The 17325-nt window shown below is 58.9% G+C and carries 12 protein-coding genes and 1 pseudogene; 11 read left to right on the forward strand and 2 right to left on the reverse strand.

Annotation, left to right across the window (positions count from 1 at the left end; genetic code table 11):
* Positions 1-50 precede the first annotated feature (50 nt).
* On the reverse strand, positions 51-260 hold the full coding sequence (locus tag ACED67_RS07955) for a helix-turn-helix domain-containing protein (protein WP_395541035.1): 210 nt from the start codon (positions 258-260) through the stop codon (positions 51-53).
* Positions 261-359: 99 nt separating this feature from the next.
* Between ACED67_RS07955 and ACED67_RS07960 the strand changes: the two genes are divergently transcribed.
* On the forward strand, positions 360-986 hold the full coding sequence (locus ACED67_RS07960) for a GIY-YIG nuclease family protein (protein ID WP_395541036.1): 627 nt from the start codon (positions 360-362) through the stop codon (positions 984-986).
* 537 nt (positions 987-1523) lie between these two features.
* Here the strand turns inward: ACED67_RS07960 and ACED67_RS07965 are convergent.
* Positions 1524-1766 carry an abortive infection family protein gene (locus tag ACED67_RS07965; protein WP_508436218.1) on the reverse strand — a complete coding sequence of 81 codons (243 nt, stop codon included), beginning with the start codon at positions 1764-1766 and terminating at the stop codon, positions 1524-1526.
* Between ACED67_RS07965 and ACED67_RS07970 the strand changes: the two are divergent.
* The 10 genes and pseudogenes from ACED67_RS07970 to ACED67_RS08015 form a co-directional block, all read left to right on the forward strand.
* Positions 1666-2946: pseudogene (locus ACED67_RS07970) on the forward strand (strawberry notch C-terminal domain-containing protein); the annotation flags it as partial. The gene ACED67_RS07965 and the pseudogene ACED67_RS07970 overlap by 101 nt on opposite strands.
* 3 nt (positions 2947-2949) lie before the next feature.
* Complete coding sequence (locus ACED67_RS07975) at positions 2950-3981, forward strand: DUF7146 domain-containing protein (RefSeq protein WP_395541037.1); 1032 nt, start codon at positions 2950-2952, stop codon at positions 3979-3981.
* Positions 3982-4344: 363 nt separating this feature from the next.
* A complete protein-coding gene (locus ACED67_RS07980; RefSeq protein WP_395541038.1) occupies positions 4345-5277 on the forward strand; it encodes a DUF2493 domain-containing protein in 933 nt (310 codons plus the stop codon).
* A gap of 204 nt (positions 5278-5481) precedes the next feature.
* Entirely contained in the window at positions 5482-5934 is a 453-nt protein-coding gene (locus tag ACED67_RS07985) for a MarR family winged helix-turn-helix transcriptional regulator (protein ID WP_395541039.1), read from the forward strand.
* Positions 5924-6712 carry an alpha/beta fold hydrolase gene (locus ACED67_RS07990; protein WP_395541152.1) on the forward strand — a complete coding sequence of 263 codons (789 nt, stop codon included), beginning with the start codon at positions 5924-5926 and terminating at the stop codon, positions 6710-6712. Before ACED67_RS07985 ends, ACED67_RS07990 begins: the two co-directional genes overlap by 11 nt.
* Before the next feature lie 547 nt (positions 6713-7259).
* Positions 7260-8339, forward strand: a complete 1080-nt coding sequence (locus ACED67_RS07995) for a tyrosine-type recombinase/integrase (RefSeq protein WP_395541040.1) — start codon at positions 7260-7262, stop codon at positions 8337-8339.
* A gap of 38 nt (positions 8340-8377) precedes the next feature.
* Positions 8378-9382: a hypothetical protein gene (locus ACED67_RS08000; RefSeq protein WP_395541041.1), complete on the forward strand. Its 1005-nt coding sequence runs from the start codon at positions 8378-8380 to the stop codon at positions 9380-9382.
* A gap of 89 nt (positions 9383-9471) precedes the next feature.
* Positions 9472-9672: a helix-turn-helix transcriptional regulator gene (locus tag ACED67_RS08005; RefSeq protein ID WP_395541042.1), complete on the forward strand. Its 201-nt coding sequence runs from the start codon at positions 9472-9474 to the stop codon at positions 9670-9672.
* Positions 9673-9680: 8 nt separating this feature from the next.
* On the forward strand, positions 9681-10289 hold the full coding sequence (locus ACED67_RS08010; protein ID WP_395541043.1) for a helix-turn-helix domain-containing protein: 609 nt from the start codon (positions 9681-9683) through the stop codon (positions 10287-10289).
* Positions 10290-10964: 675 nt separating this feature from the next.
* On the forward strand, positions 10965-17324 hold the full coding sequence (locus ACED67_RS08015) for an RHS repeat domain-containing protein (protein WP_395541044.1): 6360 nt from the start codon (positions 10965-10967) through the stop codon (positions 17322-17324).
* Position 17325 lies beyond the last annotated feature (1 nt).

The following is a 17325-nucleotide window of genomic DNA, read 5'->3' on the forward strand; positions in this document are numbered from 1 at the left end:
TGCCGATGAAGATCGATAAGACCGGGCTCGGCGGTGCGTCAGGAGAAATCTTAGCCCGCCTTGAAGATTTCCGAGATGTCGACGCCGAGGGCGTTTGCGATCCTCTCGACTACCAAGATGGAGGGGTTACGTTTTCCATTCTCGACGCCGCTCAGGTAGGTCTGATGAATATCAGCACGATGGGCAAGTTCCTCTTGTGAGAGGTTCTTCTCCCTTCTGATCCTTTGGACATTTTTCGAGACGCGTGAGCGAACGGACATCCGCGGACTGGGTCACGGCGGGGAGGTCTCGGGCCATAGACTATAAGTCATAAAAGATGTACGCAGGCAGGCGTCTGGAGCCAGCGGAAAAGCTCGTCTATGCACCATCTTGAAGGTCCGAGTTCGACAGAAGACTTGACTCTTAGTCTAAGTTCGATATCGGCTGGGCTTCTCTCGCCGGACAGACTTTGGCGACCTTGTGTTCTACACCGGCATATCGCAGAACGCTCGATTACTCACGGGGTCTACGCTTGGTGGTTCGACGGTTGCCTCCCGCGGGTGCCGCGGGATGGATGCAGCGAGCGAGAAGGGAAGTGCCTACTATATATCGGCATCGCGCCTCCCAGAATAAATCTGACGCCACGTCGATCGTCGTCACCCATGCTCAGACGACTGCGGCGGAATCACCTACACGGCACAGTTCGCACGTCCACCTTGCGGTTGTCGCTGGCCGCCCTGTTGCACGGGGAACTTGGCTTCGACCTCTATCGTGACGAAGGCGGCCGTGTTCGGATGGGGCGCACGCATGAGGAGCTGCTAACCACTTGGATTGATGAGCATGCGGCTGTCTCCGCAATCCATCACGACAATCCCTGGTCGATTGAGCGTGCGTTGATTACTTGCGGCCCACCGCTCCCGCTGAATCTGAGCATGTCCCGTCACTCCTTCAGCACGACGCTGAGCGCGCTGAGGCGATCGCTGGGGCGACCGGCATACGGGCCGTAGGTTGGGGGCAGGACGCCGCATTGCGGGTTTTGCTCGTGGCTCCCCGCGAATATTGGAAAAAGGGCGTAAAACCTGCCTCTTGGCTCGTCTGCGACCCACGTTCCTCTATGGACTGGAACCCCAGTGATACCCGATTGGGCGCTGGCGGTGGGTCAACGTCATCGCGCATATTCAAATGGTTGAGCTTTCAGGGCGCCTTCGAACGGGTACAGAAAGATAGTTTATCATCGTGTCGTAGATTTTTGTGATCCGCGACACTTTCCTACTGCAGCCAGAGCTTTTCGAGCCTTTTGACAATGGCAATTCACGCATTGCGACCGTCTGCGGCATGATGGATGGGGCCAGGATCGACACCGCTCCACGTCGCACTCGTGAGCAAATGGTCCTGCATCGTCAGTCAGCTTTTCAGCCCAAACCAACATATGCCGTCGGACCAAAGCTGCCGCTCAGCCTCGACAATGCTGTTCCTGGAGGCTGCCGTTTGCCTTGCTCCGCAGCAAGCATATGCCCAGATTGGCGCTCCGAGGTCCGCGCTGCCTACTCTGCCGCCTTGGGCAGGCTGCGCTCCATCTTCCGTTCCCACGTCTCGATCAGAAAAAGTGCGACCGTGCTTGCAGCGTGTATGGCCAGTCGCGCGATCCTCGACTCGATTCGACTGTGTCCGCGCTCCCTTCCATGGGCATCGCCGCCGTGGGTGCGAAGCGCCCCGACACCTTCTGTTACCGCCTCTCGCGGGGTCTTGGATTGTCGACGAAACCGGCGACATGGTCTAGGTGCCATAACGCGCGGCCAGCGCCAGACCGGCGGGCAGGGGCTGTTCCGGCCGGAGGACAATCTGGAGAACCTCTATGCCCGCGACGCCCTGCGCCAGCTCTATCGCCGCATCTATCGCGGCGATGTGGCAGGCTGCTCGCTTGGGGACTTCGAGGATGCCACCGGTCTCAGCCTGACCGACGATAACGGGCTGAAGGACGACCTGCCGCCGATCACGACCTTCCTCAATCGCCTGCTCGCGCTTACGATCGACATGCAGGCGGTCCTGTTCTTCGCCTTCGAGGAACTACTCGACCAGCGGATCGAGGGCGCCATCGCGGCCGGTGTCCACGACCTCGGCCTCGAGACGCTCCGGGCAGAGAGCTTCCGGGTCACGGATGCCCGGGTGATCTACACCCACCCGGGCTCCGGCGCGGAAACCCAGCTCCTCACCATCGCGGAGAAGCGGCGCAACACGCCGACCTCGTTGGCCGATGCACTCGACTGGCTCGATGACCCGAAGGCGCGGCTCTTGGTCAACAGCCGCTCCGGACGCGCGGCTGTTCAGGCGCCCGCCACCAGCCTGATGCTGGACGATGGCACCATCGAGCCGCGCCTGCGCCTGATCCGCCCGACCGAGGCCAGTACCGTGCCTGCCAAAATCATGGAGGACACTCACTGGCTGGAAGCTGACCGAGCGGCCTTCAGTGCGGCTTGGACCGCGGAGCTGGCCGAGGTGCCCGAGTTCAGCGAGTCCACGCTGCACGTCGTGGCGGGTCTCTTGCTGCCGATCTGGAAGCAACTCCCCCAGGACGAAACCCGCGTCTACCGGCTGCAGACCGATGACGGCCAGCGCATCATCGGCCGCCGTGTCTCACCCGCCTGGGTCGCGACCACGCTGGCAGACGATGCGCCGAAGCTCACGGCGGCGCAGGTCCATGCCCTCGCTCTGGAGGGCAAGACCGTGGTGCGGCTCGCCGAGGGGATGGAACTTCACCGATCCCGCGTCATGGGCGTGAACCGAATCGAGCTCTCTGGCTTCACCGAAGCCCAGAAGGACCGGCTCAAGGCCGATAGCTTCTTCTCGGAGATCATCAGCTGGAAGCTGCGTCTGTTCTGCCCGACGGACTCGGGCGGCATCGCCGTGCTGGATCGTCTGCTTGCACGTTGTCCTGTGACGGGACTACATGCACGCGAGGGTTGTTGAGCCATGTATTCCGAGACCGACGAATTGATCCGAGCCCTCGCGGAAAACGCCGAAGGCGTGTGTCGCGCCTACCTTCCCGCCGGACGGCGGGAAGGGTCCTACTGGATCGTGGGCGATCTGCAGAACAATCCTGGCCGGTCCCTCTTCGTGCGGCTGACGGGGCCCGCGTCGGGGCCGGGCGCTGCTGGCAAGTTCACCGATGGCGCCACGGGCGAACATTGTGACCTTCTCGACATCATCCGCAAGCGGACCGGGATCTCCCGCTTTCCCGAACTTCTGACCGAGGCGCGGGCGCATCTTGGCCGTCCGCAGCCGGTCCTCCCGGATGCACCAGTGCCGAAGAAGGCCAAGGCCCCCGGTGGCACACCGGCGGCGGCGGCGCGATTGTTCGCAGCCTCGATGCCGGTCGCAGGCACACTTGCCGACACCTACCTCCGCTCCCGGGGCCTTACTCAAGGTGGCAGGCTGAGCGCCCTGCGCTTCCACCCGAAGTGCTGGCATCGGGATGAGGGCCAGACCCGAAGCCTCCCCAGACCGGCGTTGATCGCCGCGATCACCGATGGGGCAGGGGCCCTGCAGGGCCTGCACCGCACTTGGCTCGCGCCAGACGGATATGGGAAAGCGGATGTCAAGACGCAGCGGCGGGCCATGGGTCACCTTCTTGGCAATGCCGTCAGGTTGACCCCGTGTGATGACATCCTCGTTGTCGGCGAAGGCATCGAGACCATGCTCTCCGTTCGTGAGGCCGCCCCCGGCCTTCCCGTCTGGGCCGCTCTCTCATCGGGTCACCTCGGAGCCGTCCTGCTGCCGGAGGGGTTGCAGCGCCTCTACATCGCCATCGACCGCGATCCGGCGGGGCAGCGCGCGGCAGAGAGGTCGAGCGCCAGAGCAACCGAGGCCGGGATTGCCGTTCGGGTGGTGGAGCCGCGGCTCGGTGATTTCAACGATGATCTCCGGGCGTACGGCAAGGAAGCGCTGCGCCAGCATCTGGCAGGGCAGATCGGGCCAGAGGATCGGCATCGCCTGTCGTGCTGAGCAGCATCACGCAGGGGGCGGACCAGGGATAGCGGGGCAGGGGGCACGGAGTCCTGACGTGGCTGTGGATCGTCGCTTTGCCTCTTCCCGGGCAATCTCATCCACTCGTCCCCCGAGCGGCCTTCAAGAGATGGGCAGGCGACCGTCAAAGGGGCCGCCCCTTCAAGGACGGGGGGCAACTGATTTCCGCCGGCGGCAGAGCCGCCTTTGCATCGCGAAACAAATCAGCCGCCCCCCGTCCTCCTCCACATGCGTTCCGGCCCCGAAGGCGGGGTGAAGAGTCCTCCCCCGTGACGGCTTTCGCAGCCCATGAAGGTCGCGAGGGATGACGCGCGGACAAGACAGGCCCGGAGGCAAGAACCGATGACGATCCACACCCACGACGACGCCTATGAACCCGCCCACACCGCATCCCAGACTGCCCATGCGCTCGACGAGCTGCAGCTCTATGGCTACCGCCCTTTCGACGAGCCCGATCCGCGCCCGATGCCCGATGGGCAGCGCCTCGCAGTCGCAGTCGCCGACATCTTCGATGCCCTCGTCGCGACCCTGGAAGACACCCGCATGGAACCCGACCTCGAAGAGGTGCTCTGGGGCCAGGTCAACCTCTTCCACCGCGCCACGGCGAGGGTTGAGCGGTCGCTTGACGAGAACGAGCAGGCGCAGCGCCGCCTCCAGCGCGAGCAGGACGGCTCCGAGGTGAAATCCACCGAACTCGAGCGCCTGACGGCCGAAGGTCTGACGCTGATCGAACGTCGGAACTGCATGGACATGATGCGCGATCACGCCGCGACCGAGTTCGTCCATCACACGGGCTCCACCTGGCGCCCACGCACCGGCTCGATGGTGAACCGCCAGCACATGACCGCAGCGCTGATCGACAGCCGCGATTTCCTGGCTGCCAAGCGCCGCGCCGAGACCGAGGTGATGCTTCCGACAGGCCCCAAGGTCGCCCTGACCGGCGGGACCGACTTCAATGATCACCGCCTGATCTGGGGCAAGCTCGATCAAGTCCGGACCAAATATCCCGATATGGTCCTGCTGCACGGAGGAAGCGGGAAGGGCGCAGAGCTCATCGCCGCCAAATGGGCCGAGTCCCGGGGCGTGACGCAGGTAGCCTTCAAGCCCGACTGGACCAAGCACGTCAAGGCCGCACCCTTCAAGCGCAACGACGCGATGTTGGATGTGCTCCCCGTGGGTGTCCTCGTCTTCCCGGGCAATGGCATCCAGGAAAACCTCGCTGACAAGGCCAGGAAGCTGGGCATCCCGGTCATGAAGTTCGAGAAGGGGGCGTGAGCCCCCTTAGTATTCGCTCACGGCCCTTTTCGGCCGGTCGGCCCTTCCGGCGCATGCCGCCAAAGCGACCGCTAGAGTGTCCCGCAGCGACAGGGCCGAGTGGCCCATTGCGGACAACGTCATTCAGTCAAACCTACAAACCGCGCGATGGCTATTGACAACTATATTGTCTATATGACAATTTAGTTGTCAATAGGGATTTCGATGGGACGTGCGCGAGACATTAAGGCGATCACCGGCTTGATCAGGCCGGTGTTTCACGGGCTTTATAAGGCAGCTGAACTGAATCTGAAGACGCGGTCGATTTCCGTACCCCAGCGCGGCATGCTTCAATGCCTGCTGGAGCACGGTGCCCAAACCGTTCCCAGATTGGCGCAGCTTCTGCTCGTCCAAAGGCAGTTCGCGCTTCGTCTGGCCAATGAACTGGAGCAATTGAAGCTGGTGAAGCGGGAGCCAAATCCGGCTCACAAGCGATCGGACCGCTTCCGGCTCTCCGAAGCGGGCGACCGCCTGACGACGGAGGTGCTGGCGATCGAGGCCAGCGTGTCTGCTCAGGCCTTAGGGCAAATAACCGATGAAGAACTCAGCGCGGCGGTGAAGGTCCTCTCTGCGCTCGGGTCGTATTTTGGTGCGGAGCGTTCAGATGATGCAGGCTAGAATAACAACAGCGTCTGGCCCATGCGATTACTGGAGTGGGGGCCATGGTTCACCCCTCTTCCTCGTGCATGGCGGCTGGGCAGGAGCCGAAGCGCATTGGGGTCCTGTATGGCTGGACCTGGCCAAGCAGCACACCGTGATTGCCATCGAGTTACCGGGCATATGGAGAGATTTTGAGAGATCGCTGGCCAGCTACCACGACTATGCCAGAGCCTGCGCCGACCTCTTGGCTGCTCTCAAGCTCCGCGATGTGACGGTTGTCGGCAATTCACTTGGCGCGAGTATAGGATGGCAACTCGCGTTAGATCGGTCCGACCTCGTTCGACACTTGATAATGGTCAACGGCTTTCCGCCGAACAAGCTCCCCATGCGGAATGTGTTGGGAACTTGGCCTTTCCGTTCACTGGCCCTCAAGAGTCTTGTCGCGAATTTCTATGGCCCCGCCGTGTTCAAGACCGCATTTTTCAATCCGGCGAATGTCCCGGAGGCAATCAGAGTCAATCTCTCGGAATCGGGTACCGAGATGGCGACCATCATGTTCCGCCTCCTCTATTCCGTGATGAGTCCCTCTGGCCTGCCGTCGACCAAAGTGGACTTCGTGTGGGGCGAACAAGACGGACTGCCGAAGGTGAAACTCGCCGATGGCCGGAAGCTATGTTCGGCCAACCCGGATTCGCGCATGTTCCCGGTTCCAGGGGCCGGGCACCTGCCACAGGTCGAGAACCCGCTCGCCTTCGTCGCGGCAGTTAAGCAGGCGCTCTCCGACGATCGGGAGTGAGCCGGAACAAAGTGCATAAAAACACCTAGTCCCGCGTAAGACCTGACGGAGACATGCGGAAGGTCGCCAATGCCGATCGACATCCGCCAGCCTGGTCTTCCCTTTCGGCGCTCGGACACCGAGCAAGACTGAAAGCCCTGCGTTTGGCGAAGCGGAGCTGCTGTGTGCGCATCTTGCCGCCCCGGGGCGTGACGCGAACGACCGCTATCGCCGATTGCTGCGAGTGCGAGCCGCGAATTCATAGTCGGCTCTCCGCCCATTGCGTCCGTTAGAGATGTGCGCCAAACGACAGCAATACATCGTTCGGAGCCGCTAGCCCCGACTCCATTCCAACAGGCATCTTGACGCCGGTCGGTTGTCAGCTTAGCTACGCGGAACCTACGCGGGCGTTGTGTAATGGTAAGACCCCTGCCTTCCAAGCAAGTTTTCTGAGTTTCATCTAGTAGCATATTTCATCTAGGTGCTTCATTTTGTTTACTAATATATTTCATGTTGTGTCGTGCTGTAGCGCCTATTAGCGTAGGATTACCTACAAAAGGCCGACAAAATGCCAAAGCTGAACGAGACCTACGTAAGCAAGCTTCCGTTCTCAAAGGTAGGGACTGCCAAGTACTGGGATCCAGAGATCCGGGGCTTGGTCATGTACGTCGGCAAGGTCTCAAAGACCTGGTACTTTCAAAAAGACGTGGGAGGGCAAACTCGGCGGGTCCTAATCGGCCGATATCCTGCGATCACCGCCCAGGCCGCCCGCGAAACTGCCTTGGGATTCCTGCTGGAGTGGGGCAGGGGGGCAGGCAAGGCGGCTCAGACCGGAGCCCCCACGCTTGCGCGAGCACTGGACCTTTACCTCGCCAGACCGAAGCTCAGATCAGAGGTTCACAAGACCCTGCTGAGGCAGCAGTTTGATCTGCATCTGAGGGACTGGCTCCGTCTGCCTCTGACCGAAATATCCAAATCGATGGCCGTTGATCGACATCGCGCCCTGGCGGCCAAGCCATCAGGCGCCAATCACCTCCTCAAGTATTTCCGAACGGTCTGGAACCATGCCCGGCGGACTTATGATTTGCCCGAAAGTCCGACCATGGCGATCGAGTGGTACGAGGAGGCGCCGAGTGGCGACCTCATTGAGGATCTCAGGGCGTGGCGGAAGACGATCGACAACCTGCCGAACCCCCTGCACAGGGTCTTCTATGAGTTTATCCTGTCGACTGGCCTTCGCAAGTCCGAGGCGTTTTCGCTCGAATGGAAGAATGTCCACACGGACCGGATCCACCTTCCCATGACGAAGAACGGGCGGCCATTCGATCTGCCGGTCGTCGCCCGGCACCTGACGATCCTTGAGCCTCTCCGCGGCCTGAGCAAGCAATGGGTGTTCCCGTCTGACAAGTCGGAGAAAGGGTACATTGGTCGGCCAGTCAGGTTGCGCTGGAGCCCGCATGCGCATCGCAGGACCTTTGCTACGGTCGCGATGGAGGCAGGAGTCCTAGAAGAGATTGTGGGACGCCTCCTCAACCATACTCCCGTGTCGATCACCGGACAGCGTTATACGAAACCCTCCATGGACGCGCTGAGGCCTTCGATGCAAAGTGTGATTGATGAACTCGTGGTGCGAGGAGCTCTCCCCTAGTGGCGGCTTCTTCTCGAAGTATCAGACTTGGCTAAGCTATGACCAACAGCGAGGGCGTATGGGTCGAAAGACTTTCTCGAGGCGCAGCGCCGACCGAGGTTGGCTCCTCCATCAGGTTGCCAGCTCTTGAAGCAGTCAAGGGTGTCCTTGAAGGAGAATACCAACTAGCGGTCCGTCAAGTTGGACCTCCCTATGCATTAACTGAAGCGGTTTCGGCCAGGCTACGCGATCTGACAGCGCTGGGTCCAAAGCTCCCAGAAAGTACCGCTGGGGGCGCATTGATCGAAAAAATCCTTCGAAACGGTGTGCGCCAGGACTTCCTCGAAGGCCACAATATCCGCTGGGTGGAGGGCCCGCGTCGTCTTCGGTGGCTCGCTGAGAATTGCTGGGTTGCGATGGAAGCGCGACAATCTACCATCTGTAGCCAATTGCGACGCATACTTGAGGCAGTCCAATCGGGATGTCGACAGTTTCAAACCAGCGAGATGCCAAGCCCCAATGTTATGAAACGGGAGCGGTTGGTCCGAATGCCTTTTGACGGAATTGCCTATCCGACACATCGCCTTTGCCAGCTGCCACCCGACTGGTACGAATACTTCTTGGGCCTCGAGGAACTCAAGGAACTGACGAAGGGCGGCATCGCGACAGGCCTTGCGGAGACGCGGATTCTAGCCTTCGAAGATCGGCCCCAGGCAAGCGTGCAGATCTCTCCGAGCAGGAATATTTTGGCGCACCCAAAGGATTCGACATGGTATTTTTTGACGCGGGATTTGCCGCCAAATTGGTTCAAAACGCGCTTGCCGAAGCACCTTGCCATCATTGAAGCTCGGCGCTGGCTTGAGCGCGCCGGCAAGGAGATTACCGCTCGTGGCAAGCGAATGTCGCGTGCGGACGGCATCGCAGTAATGACCGAGAAATTCGGGCTGTCAACTGCTGCGGCCACCGAAGCGTGGGACGGATGTGAGCATCCAAGCAGGCGGGCTTCTGGACGCATTCCTGCGTCTATGGTCGTTAAATTAAGTGAAATCAAATGTATAGATTAATGCTCAAGATTTTCTGAGGCCCGACGATTATTCCATGCCCGCTCATCCTGCGACCATCTTCGACACAAAGCGATGTTCGGAGATACAGAATGAAAGAACATGACGAAGATCGACTGATGACCCGCAAGGAGGTGGAAGAGCGTTTTGCGATCACTAAACGCTTCCTCGAGCTTTCGGCAATGCGTGGCGGCGGGCCGAGACTTGTCCGGGTTGGGCGTCTTGTCCGCTATCGGGTGAAGGACATACAGGCGTGGATCGAATCCCGCGCGACGAAGGGTGAGCCAAAATGATGCACAAGATGGCTGCACTCAAGATCGCCAACATCGAGAACAAGATTGGCGCGGGTGCCTTCAGGGTGCTCGCGCAACTCTTGGATCACTGCAACCAGAGGACCGGCCTCTGCTACCCGAGCCAGGCCACGCTCGCCAAAGCCCTGAACTTGACGGATCGTCAAGTTCGCAATCACGTCCGTTCCCTCGAAACCGTTGGCTATCTGAGGACCCTTCACGGCCAGGGTCCGAACGGCTGCAACCGCTACGAACTGCTAATCCTTGACCGGAATATTTCCGTTGACCGACCGGAAGTTACGAGCGCGAAGAGCCGGAAATTCGCTTCCGACAAATCTTATAAGAACCCTGAAAAGAAACAGCGGCATGTGCCGGAGCCCCGTATCCCTCTTCGTAGCAAGCGTGTCTTCGATGCCCACGCAGCGAAGCAGAATGCGAAGAAGGAGGGCGAGTTGGAGCAGGTGCTCGTCGAGCGCCTCGGCGGTGGCCAGAACGGATGGGCGAAGTTGGTTTCGCTCCCCGAGGCGCCGCTCATTGACTGGAAACGCAAATTCGCCGAGGGACAGATGACCATTGGAGAGGTAGTCGACCTAGCGCTTGCCCAACTCGGCAATATGTGAGCGCAGCAGCGGCATCTGCGTAGAACGCGTCTGAAACCTTTGGGGGCGCTCACAGCAATGTGGACAGATGCAGAGGTGCCCGAGCCGCAGACGTTCATCGGCGGACCTGTCCCCCCGGGGGGGGAGGTCAAAACAAACAAGCTGCTCCTGTAACCGCGCATGGAAGCCAAGTTTTCGCGCAAGCGAAATTGGAGAAAAAAGCCAGAAAAGAGTGCGATCCGGAGGAGAGCGCGGACTCAATTGCACGCAGCCAGCTCCTTGTTGAGGCAAGGACGATGGCGGCGAGGAGGTTGGTCGCGTTTCTCGAACCCGGTGAAAATGCGATAGACCTGTTTGAGATGTCGCTTGCTCGAGCGCACAGAAATTGTGCCAAGGCTCGCCGGAACAGCACCTCACGCCAAGTCGCACAGGGAGGATATACTCCTCAGCTTCAACGATAAGGGCTATGGCCTTGTTACCGGCCTGCAGTAACATCTTCGTGCGAATCTGGGATTTGGCGCGAGGTGTGTAATGAGTCGGCATGTTATTCGGTTGATCGGGGCGGCATGTCTCATCCTTACCGCGCTAGCGTCAGAGCTTTCGGGCCAGGAAGTCGAAGAACAGACGCAGCCTCCCGCAGAAGCGACTCAAGAGCCGAGTGAGCCTGCCCCTTCACCTGCGACGGACGACCAGGGTGTGGAGGAGACCGCCCCCGCAAAGTCCGGAAATCTGGAAACGGCATCGCCCGCGCCAGCAGAGTCTTCGGCGATGGCGGCGACAGAGGAAGAGGAGGTCGATGGCGGGCAAGTCGGCGTGCCAAGCGTTGTCAAAGCGGACGCGGTCGGCGCGGGTGGGGCGTTTACCCAGCGTGTTGAAATCGCCATGCCATCTTTCCGCGATCTGCCGCTGCAGGTCTCGCTTGCTTACAATTCCTCTGATGTTTCCCGCGCCGGCGCGGATAAGATCGTCGCCTTCGGCTGGTCGCTGAACGGTTTCTCGACCATCGAGCGCAAGTCGCTTGGCGGCGGCGTGCCGACTTATGACGATGGCCAGGATGTCTACGTTCTTGACGGTCAGGAACTCATGGCCTGTACAGGGAACGGGGCGACGAATCCCTGGACCTTGAAATACCCGTTGCGCTACTTGACCGACCGGGCGAGTGCGAGCTGCTCCGCGGGTGGCAATCTGGTCAACCGCGTCGAAGACTATAATCGCATCGTATTTGACGCGGCCACGAACACCTTTACTGTCACCCGCCCGAGTGGCGTGAAGCTGATCTACACGTCGCTTGGGGCTCTTGCCGGCGACGCAAGCGCCGAGAGGACGCCCGAGCGCAACTATGCCACGAAGGCGCGGTGGCTTCTGACTCGGATCGAGGATACCCAGGCCACTCCAAATGTGGTGACCTATTCTTACTATATCGCTGCGCAGTCGAACGGCTATGCCTATCGTCCCTGGACGATTTCCTATGCGGGATATCGGGTTGTCTTCGACTACAGGGCGTATCCGGCGAATGCCATTCCCAAATTTGCCACAGGTACTGCCCTGGAAGGCAGGCAGCCTTACCAGCTTCGGGCCATCCGCATCTTCGATGGCACAACGCCGATCCGGGCCTACAAGCTCGTGCACTCGGCCAGCGCATTGACGCAGACGCAGCTGCTTTCGTCGGTGCAGGAGTTCGGTTCTGACTTCGTCTTTACCGCGCCGGACATCACCGGAGGGGCATCGCTGCCAGCGAAGCAGTTCACCTATTCGACGGATCAGGTTTCGTTCGATCTGCGGACTTACACTGGGACGGAGTTCCATGAAGCAGCGACGGCTGCGGATACCAACCGCGATGGGTCGGATGAGTTGATCTTTATGGGGCGGACCATCTATTCAGCGCACCAGAAGAATAGAGACGGCGAGAACATCTATACCGCGCACGCTCTGTCATCCGCGCACCTTCACTTTGACAGACTCCGCCAGCTTTCGCAGCTGGCACAGATTCCGCAATCGTGCGCAGACGTCCGTGTTGCTTGGCCAAACGATCCGACAGACACTTCATTTTTCATCCGAGTGCGATCTGCGACAACGATACTGCTGGGTGATCGCGCCAGTTCAATGATTTATTGTCTCTCCCATCGCTTTACCGTCTATGTCTGGGGGGCTCAGGGGAATTTCTCGGCTCCGGTCGAGTCACTAAATACCTTCCGTATCGATCAGGGGTCGCAGCCGACACAAATTTCAGAACTCAAATGGCAGAATCCAGATTTTAAGAGATTTTTCATTGCAAATCTCAATCTTGACCCGGATCTGGAAGCCGTTGCATATGACAAGTTTTACAGCATCTCAGCCGGAGTGATATCGCTTGCCGGCACACTAACGCCTTTGGTGTCAAATCGTGACGCGGGCGCGGTCATGCTTGCGGATCTTTCTGGTAGTGGCGTCGCCAGCTCCCTGGGGTATTTTGCTGGAAAAAAGGATTACAAAAGGTTCTGGAGTTACAGTTTCGAAAAGAATTTCACCCGCTTCGTGTCAGAGCAGGGGTATTTGAACGGAACTTTGTCTGATTGGATGCAGGCGCTGTCGAGCAATAATGTTGCTGCTGTCGTTGGGGACTTGGGCGCAGAAGTCACATTGTTGGGGACAGGCGACATCGATGGTGATGGAATTGATGATGTTGTTTTCCACGACCACAATGGGAACGCCACAGACGATATAATTTACTTCAGGTCGACGGGCTCAAGCCTTCGACCTGCTTTAAGCTATCCTTTGAACATCAACCTCAAGAATGCTCTTTTCTTTGGTAATCTGCAGAGTGACGATCTCGCCGATTCGAAATCATCTCTCTTGGACATCAACGCAGATGGCCTTGTTGATCTTGTAATACATGCAGGTTTCGCGACCGTACAGCCAGCCTATGGAATGGACACTGCGCCTAGATACTCGAGCTATCGATTTTGGGTATTCCTAAATACCGGCAACGGATTTGTGCAAGTGCCCATCCAAAGTTCGTATGTGGGTCAGGCCGGGCTGATCTCTATAGGCGATTTCGACGGGGACGGCCTGCAAGATTTTGCACTTGAAGGCGCAAACAATGCAGAGCTCGAAGGAGGGTACACAGCGCACCCTGGTCGCATCCTGTTTGGCAATAGTGGCATTCCCAACCGTCTAATCTCTGTGAAAAATGAGGCCGGCGGGATCACGACTGTCAGTTACGCGCCTTCATCAGACTTTGGCGTCAATCAGATGCCAGGGATCCAGCAAGTCGTGAAGTCGATCACAACGGATGACGGGCGGGGTGGCATTGCGACCACCACTTACAGCTATGCTGGCGGTGCCTATGACTTTATCAACCGCAAGGCCCTTGGCTTCGGGACGGTCACGGCTACTCTACCGGCCATTGCGGGCGAAACTTCGGGCCCGCAGATCGTTACGACCTATCGAAACGATCATATCGCCGAATATGGTCTGGTTGCCTCGCGCGTTGTTCTGCAGGGCGGCGCGGTTCAAAGCCGCGATATCTATGACTATACCCTTACCACGACTGGAAATGGTCCGTATATCGTCAAGCATACCGCCGAGCGACATGCTCTGCGTTACGGTTCAGAACTGGTCGAAACGAGAGTTTGGCGGAATTTCGACGCCTACGGACAGATTATCCAAGAAACCAATCTAGGATTTACCTCCCATAGTGTAAATATTGATCCGGCGGATGATATCACAGTTAGCTATACATATGTGCGCAACCTTGCCGCGTACATTGTTGACCGCCCCGCATATCGGAGAGAGGAGAAGGGCGCGGTTCCGCTGGCGGTCGAGTTGGCCGACTACGTTTACTATGCGCATTATCATTACGATGATAATACAAGTTCAGCGGCCGCGCCGACGCGTGGAAACCTTGCGAAAATATGGGAGAAAACGGCCGATCCTAATGGGTCATTTATGCGCGTGACCGCAGCCTACACCTATGATGTGTGGGGAAATGTTCTCACCGAAAAGGATGCCAAAGGCCAGACAGTTGCGACGCACACCTATGACGTTGACAGACATCTCTTCCGTCTGACGACGACCAATGTGCTGGGGCATATCGCAACAACGGCCTGGAACACGCTCTGCCAAGCGCCGCTGACAGTTACTGATCCGAATGCCAGGGTGACCAGTTTTCAGTATGACGCTTTGTGTCGCGAGACGCGTGTCGATCTTCCCGGAGGGCAGTACAAGATCACCCGCTATCAGTCCTTTGGAAATCCGATGGCTCAACGCGTCCAGCAGGACACCCATTCGGGCTCGACCGTAGCGGGCAAGACCGTGAAGGTGACACGGTCCTATTTTGACGGATTGGGGCGGGTCTATGTTCTGACGTCACCCGGAAACACGAGCGCCGAGGCGGATTTCGCCCTCGAGCTCCGCGCCTTCGATGCGCGCGGCAATCTCGCCTGGTCGTCAATCCCACTGCCGTGGTCGTCATTCGGTACGACTCCTACGGCCGCTCAGCGGACCAGCTTCACCTACGATAGCCTGGATCGCCCGTTGAGCACGGTCTTCCCCGATGGCGCTCAGAAGACCTTGTCCTATCTGGTTCAGCCTTTCAGCCATTTCGGCGCGTCGAGTGTCAGTTATCCGACCACACTGTCCTCGGATGAACATTGCAACGATGGGTCATCCGCAGCCACTGTCTGCGGTTACATCCAGACATCCGTCGACGCCAACGGACATCCGATCCGGATCTCTCAGCAAGACAGCGCGCTTTCCGATACTGACGCGGGCACTGAGGTCGGGAGGACAACGCAGTATCGCTACGATCTGAAGGGGCGTCTGATCGCGGTTGTCGATCCCGGCGGATCGACCTGGGCCTACACCTATGACGGCCTGGGCAATCGGCTGACATCGGACGACCCTGGTCTCGGGCTTTGGACACTGACCTACGATGCCAACAACAACCTTCTGACCCAAACCGATGCCAAGGGCCAGCTGATCAGCTTTGAATATGATGCGCTGAACCGGGTGACCAAGAAGATCGTCGGAACCGGCTCAACCCGAGTGGAGACGGCCTTTAGCTACGATCAGGTCCGCAGCGGCTATTACAACCTCGGGATGGAGACCACGCAGAAAGTCTGGCTCCCGGCGACCGGCGCGGTAGTGCATGAGGTCGAACGGGACTACCACATCACTGGAAATGCTCAGGTCGAACGTCACAAGATCGATGGCCGCACCTATCCGCTGGAATATGCCGTCGTTCTGAACGGGACAATCAGCAACCTGCGCCTGCCTTATCAACCTGGCAGCACGGCGGTCGGCTGGGTTGGGGGGCTTACCTTCGATGCGGCAAGTCGCGTGACCGCGATGAACGGCTACATCACCTCGATCGACTACAACATCTGGTCGCAGCCAACGCTTGTCACCTATGCGTCTGGCGTGAATGACGCGATGACATACAGTTGGAATCGCGGTTGGTTGATGGGGATTTACTACCGGACCCCAAGCAATGCGGTTTTTGCCAGAGCTGTTTACACCCGCACAGCAAGTGGACGGATCTCGCGCTATGACAGTTTTGGCGACGCGGCCGGGGCCTATGACTTCACCTATGACTATGCGGGCCGGCTGCTGACAGCGACCAATTACCTCGGTTTCGCCGGGGTCGACGAGGTCTACAGCTATGACAAGGCCGGACGGCTGCGTTCCAAAGGCGCGCCCGGCGCGGCCGCCGTCTATACCTATATCGCCTCCAAACCCGACCACGCACCCCATACGCTGACTCTGGGCGGGGTGGTGACCACCTTCACCTATGACGCCAATGGAAACATGCTCACCGGGCTGGACGGCAAGGTGATGACCTATGATGGCGAGAACCGGCCGCTTTCGGTGACCTTCGCCGGCAAGAAGACCTGCTATGTCTATGGCGCCGACGGCAAGCGGCTGAAGAAGATCGACAACCTCGCCCCCACGCAGGATTGCGCGACAATCCCGGCCAGCGCCCCGGCGACGGTCTATTTCGGGGCGGTGGAGATCAGGAACTGGAAGCTTTCGGGCGAGCAGGTGATCACCTATCCGCATCCGAACGTGAAGCTGGTGAACGGCAAGACCCCGGCCGAGGCGACCTACCTGCATCGCGACCACCTGGGATCGGTCCGCGCGATCACCACGCCGGCGGGGGTGAAGAACGAAAGCGCGGTCTACAAGCCCTTCGGCGCGCAGACGGAATGGCTTTCGCCCAGCCAGACCGCGCCGGAGGACAAGGGCTGGATCGGCGAACGCTACGACGCCGATGCCGGGCTGCAATATCTGAATGCCAGGTATTACGATCCGGTGCTGGGCATGTTCCTCCAGCCCGACTGGTTCGAGGTGACCATGCCCGGCGTGGGGACGAACAGGTATGCGTATTGTGGGGGGAACCCTGTCAATTGCCTGGATCCCGGAGGTAACAGCGCTTGGAGCGACTTCAAGGATTCGCTGAGGGACTCTTGGGATGCGTTCAAGGATGCCGTTAGTGGTAGGGCGACACACGTTGACAATGCGGGTCAAAATGGAACTGGCGGCGATTACGGTTATGTCCGAGTGGATGGCGAAACCTATGGGTGCTTCGGCTGTCGCGGAACTGGCGAATACGCAAAGACAAGTCTTGAACGCGCCCAACGTTTTGAGCGCATCACCCGATCGAGTCAGAATGGGCCGAACAATCGCATTACCGGCCTTTTAGGCGTAAGAAAAGTAGCGATTGAGTTGGAGATTCTCGGTTATGATATTTGGGGTTTCGAAGTAAGAACTTTGGTGCCGGGATACTTTGGTCCTCGAATCTATGACATCGTAATTTATGATGGACACCACGGTATTTATGTTGGAGTGGAAGTGAAGTCTACACTTCTTGATACTATTAGGCTACAGCCAGGGCAGGTTGCAAAAGATGTCGTGGTTGCAAAGGTGGGCGGATTCGCTCCGAGCCTAGGGGTTACGATACATGGTGTCAGGTATGAAACGGCGTGCTTTGGATGTGGCTATGTTGACGTTCGTGTGGGAGCAGCCAAATTGATCGATCAGTTGACCCACGCGGGTATAGTTATTCGAAGGAATTAGG

The organism is Neotabrizicola paludis (assembly GCF_044142105.1).
Lineage (GTDB): Bacteria > Pseudomonadota > Alphaproteobacteria > Rhodobacterales > Rhodobacteraceae > Pseudogemmobacter.

Coding starts and splice junctions, on each gene's coding strand:
- ACED67_RS08010 (WP_395541043.1), top strand. CDS start 9,681: ATGGCTGCACTCAAGATCGCCAACATCGAGAACAAGATTGGCGCGGGT.
- ACED67_RS07965 (WP_508436218.1), bottom strand. CDS start 1,766: ATGGCACCTAGACCATGTCGCCGGTTTCGTCGACAATCCAAGACCCCG.
- ACED67_RS07960 (WP_395541036.1), top strand. CDS start 360: ATGCACCATCTTGAAGGTCCGAGTTCGACAGAAGACTTGACTCTTAGT.
- ACED67_RS07955 (WP_395541035.1), bottom strand. CDS start 260: ATGTCCGTTCGCTCACGCGTCTCGAAAAATGTCCAAAGGATCAGAAGG.
- ACED67_RS07985 (WP_395541039.1), top strand. CDS start 5,482: ATGGGACGTGCGCGAGACATTAAGGCGATCACCGGCTTGATCAGGCCG.
- ACED67_RS07975 (WP_395541037.1), top strand. CDS start 2,950: ATGTATTCCGAGACCGACGAATTGATCCGAGCCCTCGCGGAAAACGCC.
- ACED67_RS08005 (WP_395541042.1), top strand. CDS start 9,472: ATGAAAGAACATGACGAAGATCGACTGATGACCCGCAAGGAGGTGGAA.
- ACED67_RS07980 (WP_395541038.1), top strand. CDS start 4,345: ATGACGATCCACACCCACGACGACGCCTATGAACCCGCCCACACCGCA.
- ACED67_RS08000 (WP_395541041.1), top strand. CDS start 8,378: ATGACCAACAGCGAGGGCGTATGGGTCGAAAGACTTTCTCGAGGCGCA.
- ACED67_RS07990 (WP_395541152.1), top strand. CDS start 5,924: ATGCAGGCTAGAATAACAACAGCGTCTGGCCCATGCGATTACTGGAGT.
- ACED67_RS07995 (WP_395541040.1), top strand. CDS start 7,260: ATGCCAAAGCTGAACGAGACCTACGTAAGCAAGCTTCCGTTCTCAAAG.